Here is a 21,973-nt window from a genome sequence, read left to right on the forward strand (position 1 = left end):
GAGACCCATGTCCGTCACACCGCTTTCCGCCGTCCCCTCCGCCCAGCCCGCCCCCGCGTTCCGGGGAAGGATCGGCTGTGACGCGCGCAGCGGGCACTACGCCGTGCCGCGCCGCTACCGGCTCCATCTCGCGCCTTCCTGTCCGAACGGCCTGCGCATCGCCGTCGTGCACAGCCTGCTCGGTCTGGACGACGTCTGTCCGGTCACGTTCCTGGACGCGGTCCCCGACGGCCCCGACGGGGGACATTCCGCCCTGCGGCCGCTGTACGAGGCGAGTGCGCACCGCTATGCCGGGCCGGCCGCCGGGCCGGTGCTCAGCGACGGCTGGTCGGGCCGGATCGTCAGCACGCACGCCCCCGACATCACCCGCGACCTGGCCCGGCACTTCGGCGGCGGCCGCCCGGCTCTGTATCCGTGCGGAGCCGAGTCGGAGATCGAGGCCGTCGAGCGGCTGTGCCGGCAGGGCATCGAGGAGGCGGCGCAACAGGCCGGCGCGGCGCCGACGTCGGCCTCGGAACCGGCGGCGCAGGACGCGGCGCTCGACAGGCTGCTGGAGACGCTGGGTTCACTTGAGCGGTGGCTCGTCGGGCGGGAGTATCTGATCCGGGATCAGGTGACGGCGGCCGACGTCGAGTTGTGGGTCACCCTGGTCCAACTGGACACCGTGCACCGGCACCACCTGGACGCCGCCGCGGTGCACCGTATCGCCGGTCACCCCACTCTGTGGGCCTATGCCCGCCGCCTGACCGCCCACCCGGAATTCGGCTCCCAGCTCGACCTCGCCGGCATCGCCCGCCGGCACCACGCCCGTTGCCGGGGCCTGGAGGCCGCCGGCGCCGCCGTGCAGATCCTGGACTGGGCGTCCCACGCCGGCCGCACGTCCTGACCGGAGCGGTGTGCACCGACTCTGACCGCCGCGACCGCGGTCCGGCCGCCCGGCCGGTGCGCGCGTGCGCGGCCCAGGAACATCCGGCGAGGCCGCGGTGTTGTGACTCACGACGAGATCGGCCAGGCGCCCTCGCGCGCCGGACGTAGGGAGGTGGCGGCCGTGCGGCACGTGTTCCGCTCCGTCCACCTCCACTCCCGGCCCCACATCGACCTGCAGCGCGTGGCCGGCTCCCTCTGTCGTTCCTGACGCCGTTCCCCCAGCCGCCGTGCCCTGCCCGCCCGCGGGCCCGGCGATCTCGTACGGACCTCCAGGAAGGCGCCCACCCGTGTCCCCTTCTTTTCCTCTCCGTTCCTCCGATTCCTCCCCTTTTCTTCATCTCGCCGTCGCCCTGGACGGCACCGGCTGGCATCCCGCGTCCTGGCGTGAGCCGGTGGCCCGGCCCCGGGACCTGTTCACCGCCGGGTACTGGGCCGATCTCGTCGCCGAGGCCGAAGCCGGCCTGCTCGACTTCGTCACTTTCGAGGACGGCCTGGGCCTGCAGTCCTCGCATTACGGTGAGCCGGACGGCCGTACGGACCAGGTCCGTGGCCGTCTGGACGCCGTACTGATCGCGTCCCGGGTCGCGCCTCTGACCCGGCACATAGGGCTGGTGCCGACCGTGATCGCCACCCACACGGAGCCGTTCCACATATCCAAGGCGATCGCCACCCTCGACTATGTGAGCACCGGACGGGCCGGTCTGCGGGTGCAGATCACCGCCCGCCCGCACGAGGCCGACCACTTCGGCCGCCGCGCCTTCCCGCCGCTGAGCCTGGATGAGCTGCGCACGCCGGCCGGGCAGGAACAGCTCAGCGACCTCTTCGACGAGGCCGCCGACCATGTCGAGGTCGTGCGCCGGCTGTGGGACAGCTGGGAGGACGACGCGGAGATCCGGGACGTGGCCTCGGGCCGTTTCATCGACCGGGACAAGCTGCACTACATCGACTTCGAGGGCAGGTACTTCAGCGTCAAGGGCCCCTCCATCACCCCGCGCCCGCCGCAGGGGCAGCCGTTGGTGACCGCGCTGGCCCACCAGAGCGTCCCGTACCGGCTGGTGGCACGCCAGGCCGACGTCGGCTACGTCACCGCGCACGACGCCGGCCAGGCCCGTGCGATCGTCGCCGAGATCCGCGCCGAGCAGGAGGCGGCCAAGCGCGCCGGTGAACCCGTGCACGTCTTCGGTGACCTGGTGGTCTTCCTCGACGACCACCAGGCGCAGGCGCAGGACCGACGCGCACGGCTCGACGCCCTCGCGGGTGAGCCGTACCAGAGTGATGCCCGCATCTTCGCCGGTACGCCCGCTCAACTCGCCGATTTGCTTCAGGAGTTGGCGGCGGAAGGTTTGAGTGGCTTCCGGCTGCGGCCCGCCGTCGCGGGCCACGACCTGCCGGCCATCACCCGGGGTCTGGTCCCCGAACTCCAGCGCCGGGATGCCTTCCGGCGCGCGTACGAGGCAGACACCCTGCGCGGGTTGCTGGGCCTGGCCCGCCCCGCCAACCGCTACGCCGCAGCGACCGCCTGAGCCGGAAGGACCCGCACCGACATGACCAGCAAGCCGCTGAAGCAGATCCATCTGGCCGCCCACTTCCCGGGCGTCAACAACACCACGGTGTGGAGCGACCCGGAGGCCGGCAGTCACATCGAGTTCAGCTCCTTCGCGCACTTCGCGCGGACCGCCGAACGCGCCCGGTTCGACTTCCTGTTCCTCGCCGAGGGACTTCGGCTGCGCGAACAGGGCGGGAAGATCTACGACCTGGACGTGGTCGGCCGCCCGGACACCTTCACCGTTCTGGCCGCGCTCGCCGCTGTGACCGAGCACCTCGGTCTGGCCGGCACCATCAACTCCACCTTCAACGAGCCCTACGAGGTGGCCCGCCAGTTCGCCAGCCTCGACCACCTCTCCGGCGGACGCGCCGCCTGGAACGTGGTCACCTCCTGGGACGCCTTCACCGGCGAGAACTTCCGCCGCGGCGGTTTCCTCGCGCAGGAGGAGCGTTACGTGCGGGCCCAGGAATTCTTGGCCACCGCGGGTGAGCTCTTCGACTCCTGGCAGGGCGACGAGATCCTCGCCGACCAGGCCACCGGCACCTTCCTGCGCGACGCGAAGGCCGGCTCCTTCGTCCACACCGGCCGGCACTTCGACATCCACGGCCAGTTCAACGTCCCGCGCTCCCCGCAGGGCCGCCCCGTCATCTTCCAGGCCGGCGACTCCGAGGAGGGCCGCGAGTTCGCCGCCTCCTCCGCTGACGCCATCTTCAGCCGGTACGCCACCCTGGAGGCGGGGCAGGCCTTCTACACGGACGTCAAGAACCGCCTCGCCAAGTACGGCCGCCACCACGATCAGTTGAAGATCCTGCCCGCCGCGAGCTTCGTGCTCGGCGACACGGATGCCGAGGCCGAGGAACTCGCCCACGAGGTGCGCCGCCAGCAGGTCAGCGGGGCCACCGCTCTCAAGCACCTGGAATTCGTCTGGAACCGGGACCTGTCCGCCTACGACCCGGACGGTCCGCTGCCCGACATCGACCCGGACCCCGGCGAGCACACCATCGCCCGGGGCCGCGCCCAGGTGCGGATGTACCGCGACCCGCTGGCCACCGCCCGCGAGTGGCGCGAACGCGCGGCCGCCAACAATTGGTCCATCCGTGACCTGGTCATCGAGATGGGCAACCGGCAGAACTTCGTCGGCTCCCCGGCCACCGTCGCCCGCACCGTCAACGACTACGTCCAGGCCGACGCCGCCGACGGCTTCATCCTCGTCCCGCACATCACCCCGACCGGCCTCGACGTCTTCGCCGACAAGGTCGTCCCCCTGCTCCAGGAACAGGGCGTCTTCCGCACCGAGTACGAGGGCACCACCCTGCGCGACCACCTGGGCCTGAACCACCCCGACGACGTACACGCCGAACCGGTGGCGTCATGACGCCCCGGTACACCCGTGTCCCCGGTACCCCCTGGTGCCACCCGGTGTCACTCCGGCCAGTCGAGCTGATGCTCGGGCGTCCCGGCCGACCGCCCGTACGCGATCGCCTCGGCGCGGGCCGCCGCGTCGCCGTGCCGGTAGCGGAACACCTTCCCGGCGAAGGCGACCACCCGCTCGTCCCCGGCGGTGAAGTCGGCGTACCAGCCGTTCTCGGGCTCCAGCGCGTCGGCCAACGCCTGGGCGAGCCCGTCGATGTCGTCGCCGTCGGACTCCCACTCGACGAACGTCCACATCCGTGGCTGCGCGTCGGTCGCGGTGTCCGCGGCGTCCACGCGGCTCACCTTGCGCAACCGCAGTCCCCGCGGCTCGAACGCCGCGCCGGGGCGGAGGCTCTCGCCGATGACGTATCCGGTGATCATGTGGTGGCTCCCGTCGACTCGTCGTCGTGACACAGGAGTTGAGATTACTGCGCCGTCTCCTCGGAGATCACGACCAGGGCGTCGCTCTCGCCGAGGGTGTCCACCGTGTCCTCACCGAAGTCAGCCGGTCACGGCGTCGACAAGGGCGGCCAGCGCATGGGCCAGTCGGCCGAGCCCGGGCCCAGCGGGCCCGCCCGGCTCGCTCATGTACGTGTCCCGGCGGATCTCCACCATCAGCGCGCTCACCCGCGCGTCCCGGCCGTAGAACGCCAACGGCACATACGCTCCGCCGAACGGGCTGTCGAGCCCGAGCTCCCCGCACCCGGCGAACGCCTCCCGGGCCGCGGCGAGCAGCTTCTCCGGCGTGTGGAAGGAGTCGGTGCCCAGGCAGACGGGCGGCCGGGGCCCGTCCCCGTGCAGCTCGTAGGGCAGCGCCTCGGTGGGATAGGAGTGCACGTCGATGATCACGGCCCGCCCGGCCACGGCCAGCCGCTCGGCCACCGCTTCGGTCATCGCGTCGGCGTACGGCCGGAAGTACCGCGCGAGCAACGGCTCGGGGTCGGTGTCCGCGGGCCGCAGGAGCTCCCGGTGAGTGGTCCGGGTGTAGACGGCCCCCATCCCCACGGCGAGCATCTCCTCCCGCTCGTCCGGAAACCGCTCCGGATCCACTACCAGCCGGGACAGCCGGTTGACGAACCGCCAGGGGGTGACGCCGGACAGCTCGGACGCCGCCTTGGCGAGCTCCGCGGTGTGCGCGTCGACGATGTGGTCGAGCTCCCGCTCCAGTGCCTCCTCCCCGAGCACGATGCCGGCCCGCACCTCACCCGGTATCTCCCGCGCGGAGTGCGGCACATGCAGGATCACCGGCGACCCCGCGGCACCGGGCAGCGACTCGAAGGACGGCAGGGCAGGGGTCATGGGCTGCTCCCGGGGGCGTTGTCAGTGGCGTGGCGCACGATCAAGGTGCCACATCGCGACGACGAGGAAGGGCGGAGGGAGCAGCGTGCCCGTCAGCAACCGGCAGGTGATCGCGCACCCGTTTCTCGAGAGGCACGGCCGTCCAGGCCCCCGCTGGTGGCGAGGCCCGGCACCCGGTCCCCGGCACAGCCCCGCCCCGGCCGGGCAGGTACGCCGACCGGCGCGGGACAGAAGGGGCCGTCGGGCCGCTCGCGTCAGCTCAGGGACGCCAGGACCTCGTTCCACGTGGCCGAGGGACGCATGACCGAGGCGGCCTTGGCCGGGTCGGGCCGGTAGTAGCCGCCGATGTCGGCCGGCTTGCCCTGGACGGCGTTCAACTCGTCGACGATCTTCTGCTCGTTCGCCGCGAGCGTCTCGGCGAGCGGGGCGAAGGCCTTCGCCAGGTCGGCGTCGTCGGTCTGCCGGGCCAGCTCCTGCGCCCAGTACAGGGACAGGTAGAAGTGGCTGCCGCGGTTGTCGATGCCGCCGACGCGACGGGTCGGGGACTTGTCCTCGTTGAGGAAGGTCGCCGTGGCCCGGTCGAGGGCGTCGGCGAGAACCTTCGCGCGGGAGTTGCCGGTGAAGTCGGCGTACTGCTCCAGGGACGGGACCAGTGCGAAGAACTCGCCGAGGGAGTCCCAGCGCAGGTAGTTCTCCTTGACCAGCTGCTGGACGTGCTTCGGCGCGGAGCCGCCGGCGCCGGTCTCGAAGAGGCCGCCGCCCGCCATCAGCGGGACGACCGACAGCATCTTGGCGCTGGTGCCCAGCTCCAGGATCGGGAACAGGTCGGTGAGGTAGTCACGCAGCACGTTGCCGGTGACGGAGATGGTGTCCTCGCCGCGGCGGATGCGCTCCACCGACAGCTTGGTCGCCTCGACCGGGTTCAGGACGCGGATGTCCAGGCCCTCGGTGTCGTGCTCGGTCAGGTACTGCCTGACCTTGGCGATCAGGTTGGCGTCGTGGGCGCGGGTCTCGTCCAGCCAGAACACCGCCGGGTTGCCGGTCGCGCGGGCGCGGGTGACGGCCAGCTTCACCCAGTCGCGGATCGGGGCGTCCTTGGTCTGGCAGGCGCGGAAGATGTCGCCGGCGGAGACCGTCTGCTCGATCACCACGTTGCCCGCCTGGTCGACGAGGCGGACCGTGCCGGTGGTCGGGATCTCGAAGGTCTTGTCGTGGCTGCCGTACTCCTCGGCCTTCTGCGCCATGAGGCCGACGTTCGGGACCGAGCCCATCGTCGACGGGTCGTAGGCGCCGTTGGCGCGGCAGTCGTCGATGACGGCCTGGTAGACGCCGGAGTAGGAGGAGTCCGGCAGGACGGCGAGGGTGTCGGCCTCCTGGCCGTCCGGGCCCCACATGTGGCCGGAGGTGCGGATCATCGCCGGCATCGAGGCGTCGACGATGACGTCGGACGGCACGTGCAGGTTGGTGATGCCCTTGTCGGAGTCGACCATGGCCAGCGCCGGGCCCTCGGCGAGCTCGGCGTCGAAGGAGGCCTTGATCTCGGCGCCCTCCGGCAGGGACTCCAGGCCCTTGTGGATGCCGCCCAGACCGTCGTTCGGGGTGAGGCCGGCCGCGGCGAGCGTCTCGCCGTACTTCGCGAACGTCTTCGGGAAGAAGGCGCGCACCACGTGACCGAAGATGATCGGGTCGGAGACCTTCATCATGGTGGCCTTGAGGTGCACGGAGAACAGCACGCCGTCCGCCTTGGCCTTGGCGATCTGCGCCGTGAGGAACTCCCGCAGCGGGGCCACGTGCATGACGGAGGCGTCGACGACCTCGCCCTCGAGGACCGGTACGGACTCGCGCAGGACCGTGGTGGAGCCGTCGTCGCCGACCAGTTCGATCTTCAGCGAGCCGGCCTCGGAGATCACCGCGGACTTCTCGGTGGAGCGGAAGTCGTCGACGCCCATCGTCGCCACGTCGGTCTTGGACTCGGGGGTCCAGGCGCCCATGCGGTGCGGGTGGGTCTTTGCATAGTTCTTGACCGACGCGGGGGCGCGGCGGTCGGAGTTGCCCTCGCGCAGGACCGGGTTGACCGCGGAGCCCTTGACCTTGTCGTAGCGGGCCTGGATGTCCCGCTCCTCGTCGGTCTTCGGGTCGTCCGGGTAGTTCGGCAGCGCGTAGCCCTGGCTCTGCAGCTCGGCGATCGCGGCCTTGAGCTGCGGGATCGACGCCGAGATGTTCGGCAGCTTGATGATGTTCGCCTCGGGCGTCTTGGCGAGTTCGCCGAGCTCCGCCAGGGCGTCCGGGATCCGCTGGTCCTCGGCGAGGTACTCCGGGAACAGGGCGATGATGCGGCCGGCCAGCGAGATGTCCCGCGTCGATACGGCGACACCCGCCTGCGACGCGTACGCCTGGACCACCGGCAGGAAGGAATACGTCGCCAGGGCCGGGGCCTCGTCAGTGTGCGTATAGATGATGGTCGAGTCAGTCACCGGGTGCTCCGCTCCACGTCTGCAACATTGCTCGACATCAAGATATCTCGTGGCCGACCCGGGCTCGACAGCGGTCCTCGCCTCGTTGTGGGGATCCGGTGCGTCCCTTGAGGCAACCGACGCGTCTGATCCTGTGGTCCTGCATGGTGATCGCCCTTTGACCGACGGCCGGCCCTGACCACCCGGCTGTCCGAGCGAAAGCGGACCATGAGATATCGCACCAGAGTGACGGCCCCGGCCACCGCACTGATCGGCACCGCGACGGCCCTGACCGTCGGTTTCCCGGCCCAGGCGGCCCCGGCGGCCTCCTCCCCGGGTGCCGAGACCCTCGGCGACCCCGTCTTCCCTGGCCTCGGCAACGACGGCTACCGCGTCTCGGCGTACTGCCTCGACCTGGCCTACGACGCCACGACCAGGCTCGTCACCGCGACGGCCACGCTGAAGATCACCACCACCCAGGCCCTGAGCCGGTTCTCCCTGGACGCCCTCGGGCTGGACATCACGTCCGTCCGCGTCGCGGGCCACGGAGCCGAGTTCGAGCAGGTGGGCGAGAAGCTGCGGATCACGCCGGTCCGCAGCCTGCCGGACCGGAGCGCGGCCACCGTCGTCGTGGCGTACACCGCCGACCCGCGAAGGGCCCTCGCGCACACCGCCTGGGTCCCCACCCCGGACGGCTTCGCCGTGTGTCCCCAGCCCGACTCGGCGCACACCGTCTTCCCCTGCAACGATCACCCGCAGGACAAGGCGGACTTCACCATCCGCGTCACCGTCCCCAAAACACTGCGCGGGGTCGCGGGCGGCCACCTCGTCGGCACCGAGGCCCACGCGGACGGCCGGACCACGTACACCTACCGGTCCCGCGAGCCCATGGCCACCGAACTGGTGCAGATCACGGTCGGCGACTACGTGGTCAAGAACCGGCAGGGCCCGAACGGCCTGCCCCTCAGGGACGTCGTGCCCACCGCCCGCGCCGCCGCCCTGGAGCCCGCACTCTCGCTCACCTCGGGGCTGGTCAGCTGGCTCGAGCAGCGGCTCGGCGCGTTCCCGTTCGAGACGTACGGACTGCTGCCCTGCAACTCCGACGACCCGAACGCCTTCGACTTCACGGGCCTGGAGACCCAGACCCTCACCCTCTACAAGCCGAACTTCCTGCTCCAGGAGGAGTCGAAGATCGGCTCGCACATGATGCACGAGCTGGTCCACTCCTACTTCGGCAACAGCGTCAGCCCCGCCACCTGGGCCGACCTGTGGCTGAACGAGGGCCACGCCGACTTCTACGGGCTGCTGTACCGCTACGAGCGCGGCTGGACCGACTCGCTCGGCCTGACCACGATGGAAGCCCGGATGAAGGACACGTACGCGCGCGGCGACCAGTGGCGGGGGACCTCCGGCCCGGTCGCCTCGCCGAACGCGGCCAACCTCTTCGACAGCCAGCGCTACCTCGGCGGCGTGCTGGTCCTGTACGCGCTGCGGCAGCTGGTCGGCGACACCGTCTTCAGCTCGATCGAGCGCACCTTCCTGGAGCGCCACCGCAACTCGACGGCGAGCACCGAGAACTACATCGCCCTCGCCTCCGAGATCTCCGGCCAGGATCTGTCCGGGTTCCTGCGGGACTGGCTCTACGGCACCAAGACCCCGCGGATGCCCGGCCACCCGGACTGGACGGTCACGCCGGTGAGCTCCTCGCTCGTCGCCCCGGACAACCGGATGGACAGGCACCACCACGACAACTCGGCCACCCTGTAGGGGACCGGCTGAGGCAGGGCTCAGTCGAGCCGGGCGGAGGGGACTTCGTCCGGCTCGTCCTCCGTGCCGCGCTGGTGCGGTATGACCACCGTGCCCTGCTGCAACGCCACCGTGCGCGCGGGCGCCGGGATGCGGATGCCCTCCTCGCGGTAGCGCCGGTGCAGGCGCTTGATGAACTCGTGCTTGATCCGGAACTGGTCGCTGAACTCGCCGACACCCAGGATCACCGTGAAGCCGATCCGGGAGTCGCCGAAGGTGTGGAAGCGCACCAGCGGTTCGTGGTCGGGGACGGCACCGGTGATCTCCGTCATCACCTCGGTGACGACCTCGCAGGTCACCTGCTCGACCTGCTCCAGGTCGCTGTCGTAGGCGACGCCGACCTGGACCAGGATCGTCAACTGCTGCTCGGGACGCATGAAGTTGGTCATGTTCGTCTTCGCGAGCTCCCCGTTGGGGATGACGATCAGGTTGTTGGAGAGCGCGCGGACCGTGGTCTGACGCCAGTTGATGTCCTCGACGTAGCCCTCCTCGCCGCTGGCCAGCTTGATGTAGTCGCCGGGCTGGACGGTCTTGGAGGCGAGGATGTGGATGCCCGCGAAGAGGTTGGCGAGGGTGTCCTGGAGGGCCAGGGCGACCGCCAGACCGCCGACGCCCAGGGCGGTGAGCATGGGCGCGATGGAGATGCCCAGCGTCTGCAGCACCACCAGGAACCCGATCGCCAGGACCAGCACCCGGGTGATGTTGACGAAGATCGTGGCCGACCCGGCGACGCCGGAGCGGGACTGGGTGACCGACCGCACCAGGCCGGCGACGAGCCGGGCCGCCGCGACCGTGACCACGAAGATCAGCAGCACGGTCAGGACCTGGTTGACGGTGCGCTGGAGGGCGGAGGTCAGCGGCAGCGCCGCCGCGGCGGACGCGGCACCCCCCGTGATCGCCACCCACGGCACCACCGTGCGCAGCGCGTCCACGATGACGTCGTCGCCGCCCCAGCGGGTGCGGTCGGCGTGCTTGCCCAGCCAGCGCAGCAGCATGCGGAGCAGGAACGCCGCCAGCAGACCCGCGATCACGGCGATTCCGGCGATCACCAGGTCGTCCATGGTGAGGTCCCGCTTCACCGGTCACCGCCGGAGAGAAGTACCGCGGCGAAGGCCTGCGCCGACGGCCGGATGTGAAGTTGCGTCACGTTGCCACCTGCTTGTTTTCCGGGATGTGCGGTCGCGCCGCCAGACGGCCCCCGTGGTCGGCGCGACCGCTCATCCTGCCGTATCCGGCACGGGACTTCGTACCGCGAGTGGCGCCGAAACGTCTGGTTTCAGACGATTCCCTCGGCCAGTTCGGCCTGTTCCCGGTCGGAGTACGCGGCCGTGGTGGGCGTGCCGTACGAACGGCGGGCGACGAACCACCACACCGTGGCCAGGACCAGCACGACGGCGAGCGCGACGGACGCGTAGTTCATCGTGGCCACCGTCACCGGCGAGGACTGCGGCAGGCAGAACAGGACGGTCACACAGGCCACCCACACCACCGCGATCCCGCCGATCGGCCTGCTCCACCGGCCCAGGTGCCAGGGACCCGGCTGAAAACGGTCGCCCGCGCGCAGACGCAACAGCACGGGAATGGCGTACGCCGGTGTGATCCCGATGACGTTGATGGCGGTCACCGCGCCGTACGCGGTCGCCGAGTACAGGGACGGCAGCGCGAGCAGACAGGCGACCACCACCGAAAGCCACACGGCGGCGACCGGGGTCTGGGTGCGGGGGCTGACCTTGCGCCACAGGGCCGAGCCCGGCAGGGCCTTGTCCCGGCTGAACGCGAACACCATCCGGCTGGCCGCCGCGACCTCGGCGTTGCCGCAGAACAACTGGGCCACGATCACCACGAGCAGCAGCGCGCTCGCGCCGGTCGTGCCGAGGCCGTCGAGGAGGATCCGCGCGGGCGGCACCCCGGTGTCGGTGGCCCGTGTGGCGTCGTAGTCCTGGATCGCGAAGGTGAGACCGGCGAGCAGCAGGAACCCGGCGAGCCACGACACCCAGATGGACCGCACGATGCCCTTCGCGGCCGACACCGACGCGTTGGAGGTCTCCTCGGACAGGTGCGCCGAGGCGTCGTAGCCGGAGAAGGTGTACTGGGCGAGCAGCAGGCCGATCCCGGCGACGTAGACCGGGTTGGACCAGCCGGTGTCGTTGACGAACTCGGTGAACACGAAGGACGGCGACCGGTGGTGGTCGGGGACGATCGCCAGCGCGCCGACGATGAGCGCCACGCCCGCCAGGTGCCACCACACCGATATCGAGTTGAGCACGCTGACCAGCCGCACCCCGAACAGGTTCAGTACGGCGTGCAGCAGCAGGATCGCCACGAAGATCAGCATCGTCTTCTGAGGCGTCGGCTCGAACCCCCACCGGAGGTTGGCGAACGCCCCCGCGAACAGGGCGGCCCCGTAGTCGATACCGGCGATCGCGCCGAGCAGACCGAGCAGATTCAGCCAGCCCGTGTACCAGCCCCAGCGGCGCCCGCCGAGCCGGTCGGCCATGTAGTACAGCGCGCCGGACGTCGGATACGCGCTGGTCACCTCCGCCAGCGCGAGTCCCACGCACAGCACGAACAGACCGACGCCCGCCCAGCCCCACAGCATCACCGCGGGGCCGCCCGCGCCCATGCCGAAGCCGTACAAAGTCATGCAGCCGGACAGGATCGAGATCACCGAGAAACTGATCGCGAAGTTGCCGAAGCCGCCCATACGGCGGGCCAGCACCGGCCGGTAACCGAGCTCGCGCAGCCGCCGTTCCTCGTCGTGCTGCGGGACGGCGGGGGTGAGCGACGGTTCAGGGGTGGGGGACATGCTCGGACCTCCGATGCGAGGGGGGAAGAGGGCACTCGGATCGCGTGTCAGGCGTCGGGCCCGTGCGCCGCCGACCGGCTGCGCGCACGTGCCTGGAGGAAGATCTGTGCGGCCCCGGACCGATCGCCAGGCTCGGCGGCGCGGCAGGCCCAGGGCAGGGGGGTGTAGTACGGGCCGATCGCCTCGAACACCCGGGCAGCGTCCTCGAACCGCAGCGCACCCCAGAGGGCGTGGGCCAGATGGTTGAGGTCGACAGGGGAGCGTTCGGCGGGATCGGCCCGCTGGAACCACGCCCCGTACGCCTGGCCCGCCTCACGGGTGGCGTCGTCGGCGACCCAGTGCAGGTCCAGGGCGGCACGGCGCCCGCTGCCGCGACGGTAGCGTTCGACCCGGACGTACAGGGGCAGCATGTGCAGCGGGGAGCCCGGCGGGGCCGACTCGGCCACGTGGTGCGCGTAGCCGGCCGCCTGAGCCAGCCGCTCCGAGGAGGCCTGCGCGTACAGGAACTGCAGCATGCGGTGGTGGGCCTCGCGGTTGCACGGGTCGCGCTTGTCCGCCTCGGCCAGCAGCCCCCACGGGCCCGGCGGCAGCATGGGCGCGGGCGGCGCCGTCCGGTGCTCCTCCCACAGCCGCCGTCGGTCCAGCTGCGCCAGCGCCAGCAGACAGATCCAGGGCACCGGGTCCTGAGGCGCGGCCCGGGTGGCCGCGTCGCTCACGTCCCAGGCCTCGATCCACAGTTGGTGCGTACGGCGATGGCTCTCTCGCTGCGCCCGTAACGCGCGCTCCACCGCCACCCGGGCCCGCATCACCGCGGCCGGCACGCTGTGCGGCTCCTCGGCCAGCCAGGCCCGTACCACGTCGGTGCCGGCCGCGGCGGCCGCCAGGACCTGGGTGCGCCGCGTCCACTGCCACCACGGCGTGGCCCGCTCCAGCAGGGTGCGCATCGACATCCAGCGCCCGGCGCGCACCTCCTGGAGAGCGGCGCGCAGTTCGGTGTCGTGGCCTGCGGGATCGTAGGCGGGCCGGGCTCCGTCTCTGGCCATCAGCCGCCCGCCCCGGACTCCGGGCCGGGCAGGACGACGGCACGGTGGAGTAACAACAGCCCTCCCGTGGGCGGCGGTTGGGGAGATGGCGTGGGTCGGCGGTCACTATAGGGGCGCCGGCCGGGTGCCTTCCACGGTTCCCGGAGGATTCCGAACATCTTTCCCGCGACGGTGAGTCGACTGGCCGCGAGCCAGTAAAAGAGGGGATGTCGTCGCTGGTCAGGGGTGCTTGACGCGGTACCGGAGACGGCGGCAGGCTGTCGAGCGGTGATCACCGACTAAGGGGGCGTGATGAAAGGTCCGGTGCTCGCCGTCGATCAGGGCACGTCCGGCACCAAGGCCCTCGTGATCTGCCCCGAACGCGGAGTCCTCGGCACCGGGTTCGCCGCCGTACGGCCCCGCCACCTGTCCGGTGGCCTGGTGGAAGTCGACCCGGCCGAGCTGTACGACTCGGTCGTGGCGGCGGGGACCCGCGCGCTGGCCGAGGCCGGTGAGCCCGTCGTCGCGCTGGGCCTCGCCAACCAGGGCGAGACGGTGCTCGCCTGGGACCCGGCGACCGGCCGCCCCCTCACCGACGCCCTGGTCTGGCAGGACCGCCGCGCCGAGTCCGTGTGCGCCCAACTCACCCCGCACGCCGACGAGTTGCGGCAGCTGACCGGCCTGCCCCTCGACCCCTACTTCGCCGCCCCCAAAATGGCCTGGATTCGACGGCACCTGACCACCGAGGGAGTCGTCACCACCAGCGACGCCTGGCTGGTCCACCGCCTCACCGGCGCGTACGTCACGGACGCCGCCACCGCCGGACGTACCCAGCTCCTGGACCTGGACCGGGTGGAGTGGTCGCCGCGCGCACTGGATCTGTACGGCCTGTCCGGTGAGCGACTTCCACGGGTCGTGGACGCGGCGGAGTTCATCGGCGTCAGCACCGCCTTCGGAGCCGATATCCCGCTCACGGCGGTGCTCGTCGACCAGCAGGCCGCCCTGCTCGCCCAGCGGATCACCGCGCCCGGCGGCGCCAAGTGCACCTACGGAACCGGGGCGTTCCTGCTCGCCCACACCGGCGGCACACCCACGCGCGGCACCTCCGGACTGGTCAGCTGTGTCGCCTGGAGGCTCGACGGACGGACCAGTTACTGCCTCGACGGCCAGGTGTACACGGCCGCCTCCGCCGTCCGCTGGCTCACCGACCTCGGCGTCATCGCCGGCGCCGCCGACCTCGACACCGTGGGCGGGGCCGTGCCGGACAGCGGCGGCGTCACCTTCGTCCCGGCCCTCGCCGGACTCGCCGCCCCCTGGTGGCGCGGTGACCTGCGCGGCTCCCTCAGCGGACTCGGCCTGGACACCGGCCCCGGGCACCTGGTGCGGGCACTGTGCGAGGGCCTGGCCGCCCAGGTGGTCGCGCTCGCCGAGGCCGCCGCGACCGACCTCGGCGACCCGCTCGACGTCCTGCGCGTCGACGGCGGCCTCACTCGCTCCGCCCTGCTCATGCAGACCCAGGCCGACCTGCTGCAACGCCCCGTGGAGGTGTCCGCGCTGCCCGACGCGACCGCTCTCGGGGTGGGCGCCCTGGCCCGCCTCGGCACCGAACCGGGCATGACGGTCGCCGAGGCACTGCCGGACTGGAAGCCCGCCGCCGTGTACGAGCCGCGCATCTCCGCGGACGCGGCCGCCGAGCGACTGGCGGGGTTCCGGGCCGCGGTGGCCGCGCTGCTGGGCGGGGCGGCCGTATGACGGTCACCCGGTGGGGGACGTTGCCCGCCGCGACCGCGTTCGGGCGGGGCGTGCCGGTGCGGTCGGGTGCGGAAGCGAGGATGCCTCGATGACGGTCACCCGGCGCGGGCCGCTGCCCTCGGCGGCGTACGACGTGGTGGTCGTCGGTGCCGGAGTCGTCGGCTGCGCGATCGCCCGTGCCCTGGCCCGTCACCCCGGCCTGCGCGTCGCCCTCGTCGAGGCGCAGGACGACATCGGTCAGGGCACCTCGAAGGCCAACACCGCGATCCTGCACACCGGTTTCGACGCGGTCCCCGGCTCGCTGGAGGCCCGCCTGGTCCGCGACGGCGCCCGGCTGCTGAGCGCGTACGCCGCCGAGTCCGGTATCCCCGTCGAACCGGTCGGCGCGCTCCTCGTGGCCTGGGACGAGGAGCAGCTCGCCGCGCTGCCCCGCCTGGCCGAGAAGGCCGAGCGCAACGAGTACTGGGAGACAGGGCTGATCGGTCCCGCCGAGCTGTACGAGCGCGAACCGCACCTCGGCCCGAGCGCGCTCGCCGCCCTGCACGTACCCGGCGAGAGCATCGTCTGCCCGTGGACGACGACCCTGGCGTACGCCACCCAGGCCGTCCGCCACGGAGTCGACCTGCATCTCAACTGCCAGGTGCGGAAGGCGAGTCGGCATGACGGTGTCCATGTGCTCGACACCGGCCGGGGCACCCTGCGCGCCCGCCGCCTGGTCAACGCGGCCGGTCTGCACGCCGACGCGCTCGACCGCCTGCTCGGGCACGACGACTTCACCGTCACCCCGCGCCGGGGCCAGCTCCTCGTCTTCGACAAGCTCGCCCGCGACCTCGTCCGCCACATCCTGCTGCCCGTCCCCACGGCTCTCGGCAAGGGCGTGCTGGTCGCGCCCACGGTGTACGGCAACGTCCTCCTCGGCCCCACCGCCGAGGACCTCGACGACAAACGGGACACCGGCTCCACCGCCGACGGGCTCGCGGTCCTCCGTGACAAGGGCCGACGCATCCTGCCCGCACTCCTCGACGAGGAGGTCACCGCCGTCTACGCGGGCCTGCGTGCCGCCACCGAGTACGACGACTACCGCATCTCGGCCCACCCCGACCAGGCGTACGTCACCGTCGGCGGCATCCGCTCGACCGGCCTGACCGCCTCGCTCGCCATCGCTTCGTACGTCACGGAGATGCTCGCCGACACCGGGCTGGACCTGGGGCCGGCCGAGGAACTGGAACCGGTCCGCATGCCCAACCTCGGCGAGGCCTTCCCACGCCCGTACCAGCGGCCCGAACTCATCGCCGCCGACCCGGAGTACGGCAGCCTCGTCTGCCACTGTGAACGGGTGTCCCGCGGCGAGATCCGCGACGCCCTCGCCGGCACCATCCCGCCGTCCGGCCCGGACGGCCTGCGCCGCCGGACCCGGGCGAGGGCAGGGCGCTGCCAGGGCTTCTACTGCGGCGCGGCGGTGCGGGCACTGATCGAGGAGCGGATGGATGAGGGCGGAGGCGGGTGTGAGCGCCGGGCGTGAGGTTGACGTCCTCGGGCACCGCGATGGTGCGGGGACTGATCGTGGGGCGGATGGATGAGGGCGGAGGCGGGTGTGAGTGCCGGGCGTGAGGTTGACGTCCTCGGGCACCGCGATGGTGCGGGGACTGATCGTGGGGCGGATGGATGAGGGCGGAGGCGGGTGTGAGCGCCGAGCGTGACGTCGACGTCCTCGTCGTCGGTGCCGGGCCCGCCGGGCTCGCCGCCGCCGCGCGGCTGGCCGTCGGCGGGGCGGGCCGCGTCGAGGTCCTGGACCGGGAGCGGCAGGCCGGGGGAGTGCCCCGGCACTGTGCCCACGGCGGCTACGGCACTCTGCTGCATCCGCTGACCGGCCCGGCCTACGCCCGCCTCCTCGTCACCGCCGCCGAACAGGCCGGAGCCGTCGTCCGCACCGGGGTGACGGCCCTCGACTGGGCCGGTCCCCTGGCCCTGCGCACCGTCGGCCCACAAGGGCCCGAGATCCTCCGGGCCCGGGCGGTCGTCCTGGCCACCGGCGCCCGCGAACGTCCGCGCGCCGCCCGGCTCGTGCCCGGCACCCGCCCGGCCGGTGTGTACACCACCGGGGAACTCCAGCAGGCGGTGCATCTGTACGGGCAGCACATCGGGACCCGCGCGGTGGTCGTCGGCGCGGAGGACGTCTCGTACGCCGCCGCCGACACCGTACGGAGTGCCGGAGCCCGGGTCGTCGCGATGGTCACCGACTTGCCGCGCCCCCAGACCGCCCCCGTCCGCGCCCTCGACTGCCGCCTCAGGCAGGGCATTCCGCTCCTCGCCGACACCACCGTCACCGAACTCCTCGGTCACGGGCGGCTGTCGGGCGTGCGCGTACGCCACCGCGACGGCAGGACGGCCGTACTGCCCTGCGACACCGTCGTGTTCACCGGCGACTTCGTACCCGACCACGAACTGGCCCGGCGCGGCGGCCTCACCCTGGACCCCGGCACCAAAGGCCCCGTCGTCGACGGCACCCTGCACACCTCGCGCCCCGGTGTCTTCGCCGTCGGCAGCGTGCTGCACGCCGTGGAGAACGCGGCCACCGCGACCCGCGAGGGCGTTCACGCGGCCGGCGCGGTCCTGCGGACCCTGGCCGGAGCGGACCGGCCCGACGGTGTCCCGCTGCTCGTGGACCCGCCCCTGCGCTGGATCGCGCCGAACCGTGTCGCCCCGGGCGACCGGCTGCCGTACGTCCTGCGCACGACGGTCCCGCTGACCCGCCGGCTCCTGCGGGTCACCCAGGACGGCCGTCTCCTGCACCGCGCGCGCCTCGGGACCGCGGTACCGAACCGGACGGTGACCCTGACGGCCCGCTGGACCGGACGCGTGGACCCGAGAGGCGGGCCGGTGCGGATCACGGTCTGAGACGGTCAGGCCGGACGACCGGGCCGGACGACCGGGCCGGACGACCGGGCCGGACAGTCGGGCGGGACGATTGGACCGGACAGTCGGGGCGGACGACCGGGCCGGACAGTCGGTCCGGACGGTCGGGCCACACTCGCTCAGGCGGTCAGATCACCTTCAGCCGAACGAGTGCGCCCAGCGTCAACGCTCCCGGCACCAGGGGCACCCAGACGGTGATGATCCGGAAGGCCAGGACCACCGCGGTGGCGACCGCGGCCGGGCCGCCCGCCGCCACCAGGGCCACGACCAGCGCGGCCTCGACGGAACCGATCCCGCCCGGTGTGGGCACCAGCGCGACGGCGACGGTCGCCGCCAGATACGCCACCGCCATGTGCGCGGGCGGCACCGGCAGCCCCATCGCCTGCCCCACCGCGGCCAGTCCGGCCGCCTGCAGCGCCGGGAAGGCCAGCGAGCCGCCCCACAGGGCGAACGCCCGGGCCGGCCGGGTGTGCACCGAGCGGGCCTCGCTCAGCGCGGTCCGCAGGAAGGAGCACACGGCCGTCCGCAGGCGCCGTACGCAGGCCAGCACGCCGGCGGCGACCAGCGGGACCGCGGCGACGGCCGACAGCAGCGGGCCGACCGCCCCGTCGGGCAGCAGCGAGCCCAGCCGCAGCGCGTCCGGGAAGACGACGAGCAGCGCGGCCAGCAGGCTCAGCCGGCCGACCGTCTCGGCCAGCAGATACAGGGCGAGCGCGGCGGACGAGCGGGCGAGCGGAAGCCCGCACACCGTCAGGAACCGCAGATTGACCGCGCTCGCACCCAGGCCGGACGGCAGGAGATGGTTGGCCGCCCCGGCCGCGAACTGCGTGGCCAGCAGTCGGCGCTTGGGCAGGGCCTCGACGACGGCGCCCTGCCGGGTCAGTGCGGCGGCCACCCAGGTCAGACAGGTGGCACCGGCCGCGACCACCAGCCAGGGCCACTGGGCGCCGCGCAGGTGGCCGAAGCCCTCGGCGAGCACCGAGCGGTGCTGGACCGCGACGACGGTGACGAGCAGGAGCGGGAGCAGACACAGGATCTGGCGGATCCGACGGACCGGGACGCGACGGGGGAGTCGTCCCTGGGAGCAGTCGGGGAGGTCGGGAGTGTGAGGGATGTCGGGGAGTTCGGGGATGTGTACCGCTGTCACAGTGGGAGAGGTTGTCCACCCCGCGCCAACTGCGGGTTGCGGGAGCGGGGACAGGGCCTTACGTACGGTCATCGGATCCTTCGCAGGAGCGGACTGCCGGCATTCGTTGACCTCAATCTTGCTTGAGGTTCTACTGTTCCTCTCATGAGCATGGAGACCACGGCCTGGACACAGCTGCACAGTGTCATGAACGCCGAGCAGGAGCGCCGACCCCTGGCCCGCGCGACGCTGCGCCGCATCGGCGCGTTCGCCCGACCGCACCGCCGCCGCATCGCCCGGTTCGTGGCCCTCGGGGTGGTGACCGCGCTGCTCGCGGTGGCCACCCCGGTCCTCGCCGGGCGTGTCGTGAACGCGATCGTGGCCGGCGACGACGAGGGCACTGTCGTCCGGCTGGCCCTGCTCATCGCGCTGATCGCCGTCGTGGAGGCGGCGCTGGGCATCCTCGGCAGACGGCTGTCGGCGTCGCTCGGGGAGGGGCTCATCCTCGATCTGCGGACCGCGGTGTTCGATCATGTGCAGCGCATGCCGGTGGCGTTCTTCACACGCACTCGTACGGGAGCGCTCGTCTCCCGTCTCAACAACGACGTCATCGGCGCCCAGCGCGCGTTCAGCAACACCCTCTCCGGAGTGGTGAGCAACCTGGTCACGCTGGTGCTCACGCTCGCCGTGATGCTCACCATCTCCTGGCAGATCACCCTGCTCGCGCTGGTCCTGCTGCCGGTCTTCGTGATCCCCGCCCGGCGCATGGGCAGCCGGATGGCCCGTATGCAGCGGGAGGCGGCCGCCCTGAACGCGGCGATGGGCACCCGCATGACCGAGCGCTTCTCCGCACCCGGCGCCACCCTGGTCAAGCTCTTCGGCCGCCCGGAGCAGGAGTCCGAGGAGTTCGCCGTCCGGGCCGGCCAGGTCCGGGACATCGGCGTCCGCACGGCCACGGCCCAGTCCGTCTTCATCACCGCCCTGACCCTGGTCTCGGCCCTGGCACTGGCCCTCGTCTACGGCCTCGGCGGCTGGTTCGCCCTGCGCGGCACCCTCGACCCGGGCGCCGTCGTCTCCCTCGCCCTCCTCCTGACCCGCCTGTACGCCCCGCTCACCGCCCTCGCCGGAGCCCGCGTCGAGGTGATGAGCGCCCTGGTCAGCTTCGAGCGCGTCTTCGAGGTGCTCGACCTCAAGCCCCTCATCGAGGAGAAGCCGGACGCCCGCGAGGTCCCCGACGGCCCGGTCTCCGTCGAGTTCGACGACGTCCGCTTCGCCTACCCCTCCGCCGACAAGGTCTCCCTCGCCTCCCTCGAAGAGGTGGCGTCCCTCGACACCCGGGGCGGCGCCGAGGTCCTGCACGGCCTCTCCTTCCGCGCCGAACCCGGCCAGACCGTCGCCCTCGTCGGCTCGTCCGGCGCCGGCAAGTCGACGATCGCGCAGCTGCTGCCGCGCCTCTACGACGTCGACGAGGGCGCCGTCCGCATCGGCGGCGTCGACGTCCGCGACCTGACCGCCGCCTCCCTGCGCTCCACCCTCGGCATGGTCACCCAGGACGGCCACCTCTTCCACGACACCGTCAGCGCCAACCTCCTCCTGGCCCGCCCCACGGCGACGGAGGAGGAGCTCTGGGACGCCCTGCGCCGCGCCCGCCTGGACGATCTCGTACGGTCCCTGCCGGACGGCCTCGACACCGTGGTCGGCGAACGCGGTTACCGGCTCTCCGGCGGCGAACGCCAGCGCATGACCATCGCCCGGCTCCTGCTGGCCCGCCAGCGCGTCGTCATCCTCGACGAGGCCACCGCCCACCTGGACAACACCTCCGAAGCCGCCGTCCAGGAGGCGCTCGCCGAGGCCCTGCAGGACAGGACGGCGGTCGTCATCGCCCACCGCCTGTCCACCGTCCGCGGCGCCGACCAGATCCTGGTCGTCGAGGCGGGCCGGATCGTGGAACGCGGCACCCACGACGAACTGCTGGCTCTGGACGGGCGGTACGCCGAACTCCACCGGACCCAGTTCACCCAGCGCGCGGGCGGCGTGCCGGAGATCGCCCCGGCGGGGGAGGCGGCGGCGTAGACAGGGGACGCGCCGCGGCCGCCGACGTGCGCGAGCCGGACAGCAGGGCAGAACGGCGGCCTCGCGTCCGGCGCGGCGCTCAAAAACGCGACGACGAGTGCCGCGGTGGCCGTGTCGACGAAGACATCAGTTCGGCAGCGGCAGTGGAGGAAGCTGCTGGTACTCGGAGCGGCCCCGGTTGAGCACGGAGATCGTCGCGGCGGCCAGCCACGGCACGGTCGGCCCGGCCAACCGCATCGGCTCCCACTGCTGGTAGTCGGTGAACAGCGCCCACTGTTCGATCACGGGAAGAAAGCTGATGATCTCGTGGTGCCTCAGCGACACCCAACGGTTCTCGGCCGCGACGTGCAGCAACATGCGACGGTCGGTGAGTATCGCGCGGCAGGAGGAGAAGTCGCGCCATTGCGCCTGAGCCATCGCCTGCGCACGGTTCCGGGCGCTGTTGTTGGCGACCGTGTCCCCGATCAGCCCGGCCGCGACGAACAGCGGTGACCCGAAGTAGAAGCCCGAGCGCTGGTTGTAGGTCACATTCGTGCCGTAAAAGCGCGCGTAGTGCGCCGATACGTCGCCGTATGCGATCTCACCCACTTCGAGCAGCACCCCTGGAGTGGCGACCGGGGCCAACTCACCTCCGTTGCTCAGGTGCCGGTGGAGAGAACACGCGGCCTCCCAGCCCTGCTGGTGAAGGGCGTGCAGGTGATCGTCAGCTGGATTCTGATGTGGCACTGCCTCTTGCCCTCACTGCGACACAGAACGAGTGGTTCGCCGGTCGCTCCATAATGCCAGGTGAGGACGGATCAGGACTCGAGTTCGGCGTGGCAGAGCGGGACCTTC

The 21,973-nt window shown here is 71.9% G+C and carries 17 protein-coding genes; 9 read left to right on the forward strand and 8 right to left on the reverse strand.

Annotated features, from left to right (window positions below; all coding sequences use genetic code 11):
• Positions 1-7 precede the first annotated feature (7 nt).
• From ACIBK3_RS32595 to ACIBK3_RS32610, 4 genes are all read left to right on the forward strand, one after another.
• A complete protein-coding gene (locus ACIBK3_RS32595) occupies positions 8-886 on the forward strand; it encodes a glutathione S-transferase C-terminal domain-containing protein (RefSeq protein WP_399371009.1) in 879 nt (292 codons plus the stop codon).
• 171 nt (positions 887-1,057) lie between these two features.
• Complete coding sequence (locus ACIBK3_RS32600) at positions 1,058-1,135, forward strand: putative leader peptide (RefSeq protein WP_399371057.1); 78 nt, start codon at positions 1,058-1,060, stop codon at positions 1,133-1,135.
• 79 nt (positions 1,136-1,214) lie between these two features.
• A complete protein-coding gene (locus tag ACIBK3_RS32605; RefSeq protein WP_399371010.1) occupies positions 1,215-2,450 on the forward strand; it encodes an LLM class flavin-dependent oxidoreductase in 1,236 nt (411 codons plus the stop codon).
• A gap of 21 nt (positions 2,451-2,471) precedes the next feature.
• On the forward strand, positions 2,472-3,848 hold the full coding sequence (locus ACIBK3_RS32610) for an NtaA/DmoA family FMN-dependent monooxygenase (protein WP_399371011.1): 1,377 nt from the start codon (positions 2,472-2,474) through the stop codon (positions 3,846-3,848).
• 47 nt (positions 3,849-3,895) lie between these two features.
• Here the strand turns inward: ACIBK3_RS32610 and ACIBK3_RS32615 are convergent, their stop codons facing one another.
• The 3 genes from ACIBK3_RS32615 to ACIBK3_RS32625 all read right to left on the reverse strand — a co-directional run bounded on the left by ACIBK3_RS32615 (position 3,896) and on the right by ACIBK3_RS32625 (position 7,659).
• Positions 3,896-4,267 carry a hypothetical protein gene (locus ACIBK3_RS32615; protein ID WP_399371012.1) on the reverse strand — a complete coding sequence of 124 codons (372 nt, stop codon included), beginning with the start codon at positions 4,265-4,267 and terminating at the stop codon, positions 3,896-3,898.
• A gap of 120 nt (positions 4,268-4,387) precedes the next feature.
• Complete coding sequence (locus tag ACIBK3_RS32620) at positions 4,388-5,185, reverse strand: N-formylglutamate amidohydrolase (protein ID WP_399371013.1); 798 nt, start codon at positions 5,183-5,185, stop codon at positions 4,388-4,390.
• Between the two features lie 254 nt (positions 5,186-5,439).
• Positions 5,440-7,659, reverse strand: a complete 2,220-nt coding sequence (locus ACIBK3_RS32625; RefSeq protein ID WP_399371014.1) for an NADP-dependent isocitrate dehydrogenase — start codon at positions 7,657-7,659, stop codon at positions 5,440-5,442.
• Between the two features lie 207 nt (positions 7,660-7,866).
• Between ACIBK3_RS32625 and ACIBK3_RS32630 the strand changes: the two genes are divergently transcribed.
• The gene (locus ACIBK3_RS32630; protein WP_399371015.1) at positions 7,867-9,405 is read left to right on the forward strand and encodes a M1 family metallopeptidase; all 1,539 of its coding nucleotides are present in this window, start codon (positions 7,867-7,869) and stop codon (positions 9,403-9,405) included.
• A gap of 20 nt (positions 9,406-9,425) precedes the next feature.
• On the opposite strand, the gene ACIBK3_RS32635 is transcribed toward ACIBK3_RS32630, so the two are convergent.
• The 3 genes from ACIBK3_RS32635 to ACIBK3_RS32645 all read right to left on the reverse strand — a co-directional run bounded on the left by ACIBK3_RS32635 (position 9,426) and on the right by ACIBK3_RS32645 (position 13,293).
• Complete coding sequence (locus ACIBK3_RS32635; RefSeq protein WP_399371016.1) at positions 9,426-10,505, reverse strand: mechanosensitive ion channel family protein; 1,080 nt, start codon at positions 10,503-10,505, stop codon at positions 9,426-9,428.
• A 215-nt stretch (positions 10,506-10,720) separates the two neighbouring features.
• The gene (locus ACIBK3_RS32640) at positions 10,721-12,250 is read right to left on the reverse strand and encodes an amino acid permease (protein ID WP_399371018.1); all 1,530 of its coding nucleotides are present in this window, start codon (positions 12,248-12,250) and stop codon (positions 10,721-10,723) included.
• Between the two features lie 47 nt (positions 12,251-12,297).
• A complete protein-coding gene (locus tag ACIBK3_RS32645) occupies positions 12,298-13,293 on the reverse strand; it encodes a hypothetical protein (RefSeq protein WP_399371019.1) in 996 nt (331 codons plus the stop codon).
• Between the two features lie 291 nt (positions 13,294-13,584).
• Here ACIBK3_RS32645 and ACIBK3_RS32650 point away from each other — a divergent pair, with 291 nt between their 5' ends.
• The 3 genes from ACIBK3_RS32650 to ACIBK3_RS32660 all read left to right on the forward strand — a co-directional run bounded on the left by ACIBK3_RS32650 (position 13,585) and on the right by ACIBK3_RS32660 (position 17,922).
• Positions 13,585-15,024, forward strand: a complete 1,440-nt coding sequence (locus ACIBK3_RS32650) for an FGGY family carbohydrate kinase (protein ID WP_399371020.1) — start codon at positions 13,585-13,587, stop codon at positions 15,022-15,024.
• Positions 15,025-15,112: 88 nt separating this feature from the next.
• Positions 15,113-16,546, forward strand: a complete 1,434-nt coding sequence (locus ACIBK3_RS32655; RefSeq protein ID WP_399371022.1) for an FAD-dependent oxidoreductase — start codon at positions 15,113-15,115, stop codon at positions 16,544-16,546.
• Positions 16,547-16,707: 161 nt separating this feature from the next.
• A complete protein-coding gene (locus ACIBK3_RS32660; RefSeq protein ID WP_399371024.1) occupies positions 16,708-17,922 on the forward strand; it encodes an NAD(P)/FAD-dependent oxidoreductase in 1,215 nt (404 codons plus the stop codon).
• 145 nt (positions 17,923-18,067) lie between these two features.
• On the opposite strand, the gene ACIBK3_RS32665 is transcribed toward ACIBK3_RS32660, so the two are convergent.
• Entirely contained in the window at positions 18,068-18,985 is a 918-nt protein-coding gene (locus tag ACIBK3_RS32665; RefSeq protein WP_399371058.1) for a YbhN family protein, read from the reverse strand.
• 252 nt (positions 18,986-19,237) lie between these two features.
• On the opposite strand from ACIBK3_RS32665, the gene ACIBK3_RS32670 reads away from it, so the two are divergent.
• Complete coding sequence (locus tag ACIBK3_RS32670) at positions 19,238-21,139, forward strand: ABC transporter ATP-binding protein (RefSeq protein WP_399371059.1); 1,902 nt, start codon at positions 19,238-19,240, stop codon at positions 21,137-21,139.
• 126 nt (positions 21,140-21,265) lie between these two features.
• Here the strand turns inward: ACIBK3_RS32670 and ACIBK3_RS32675 are convergent, their stop codons facing one another.
• Positions 21,266-21,739, reverse strand: coding sequence for a hypothetical protein (locus ACIBK3_RS32675; RefSeq protein WP_399371025.1), 474 nt, complete (start codon positions 21,737-21,739; stop codon positions 21,266-21,268).
• Positions 21,740-21,973 lie beyond the last annotated feature (234 nt).

This window comes from Streptomyces sp. NPDC050287 (genome assembly GCF_044459385.1).
Classification (GTDB): Bacteria; Actinomycetota; Actinomycetes; order Streptomycetales; family Streptomycetaceae; genus Streptomyces.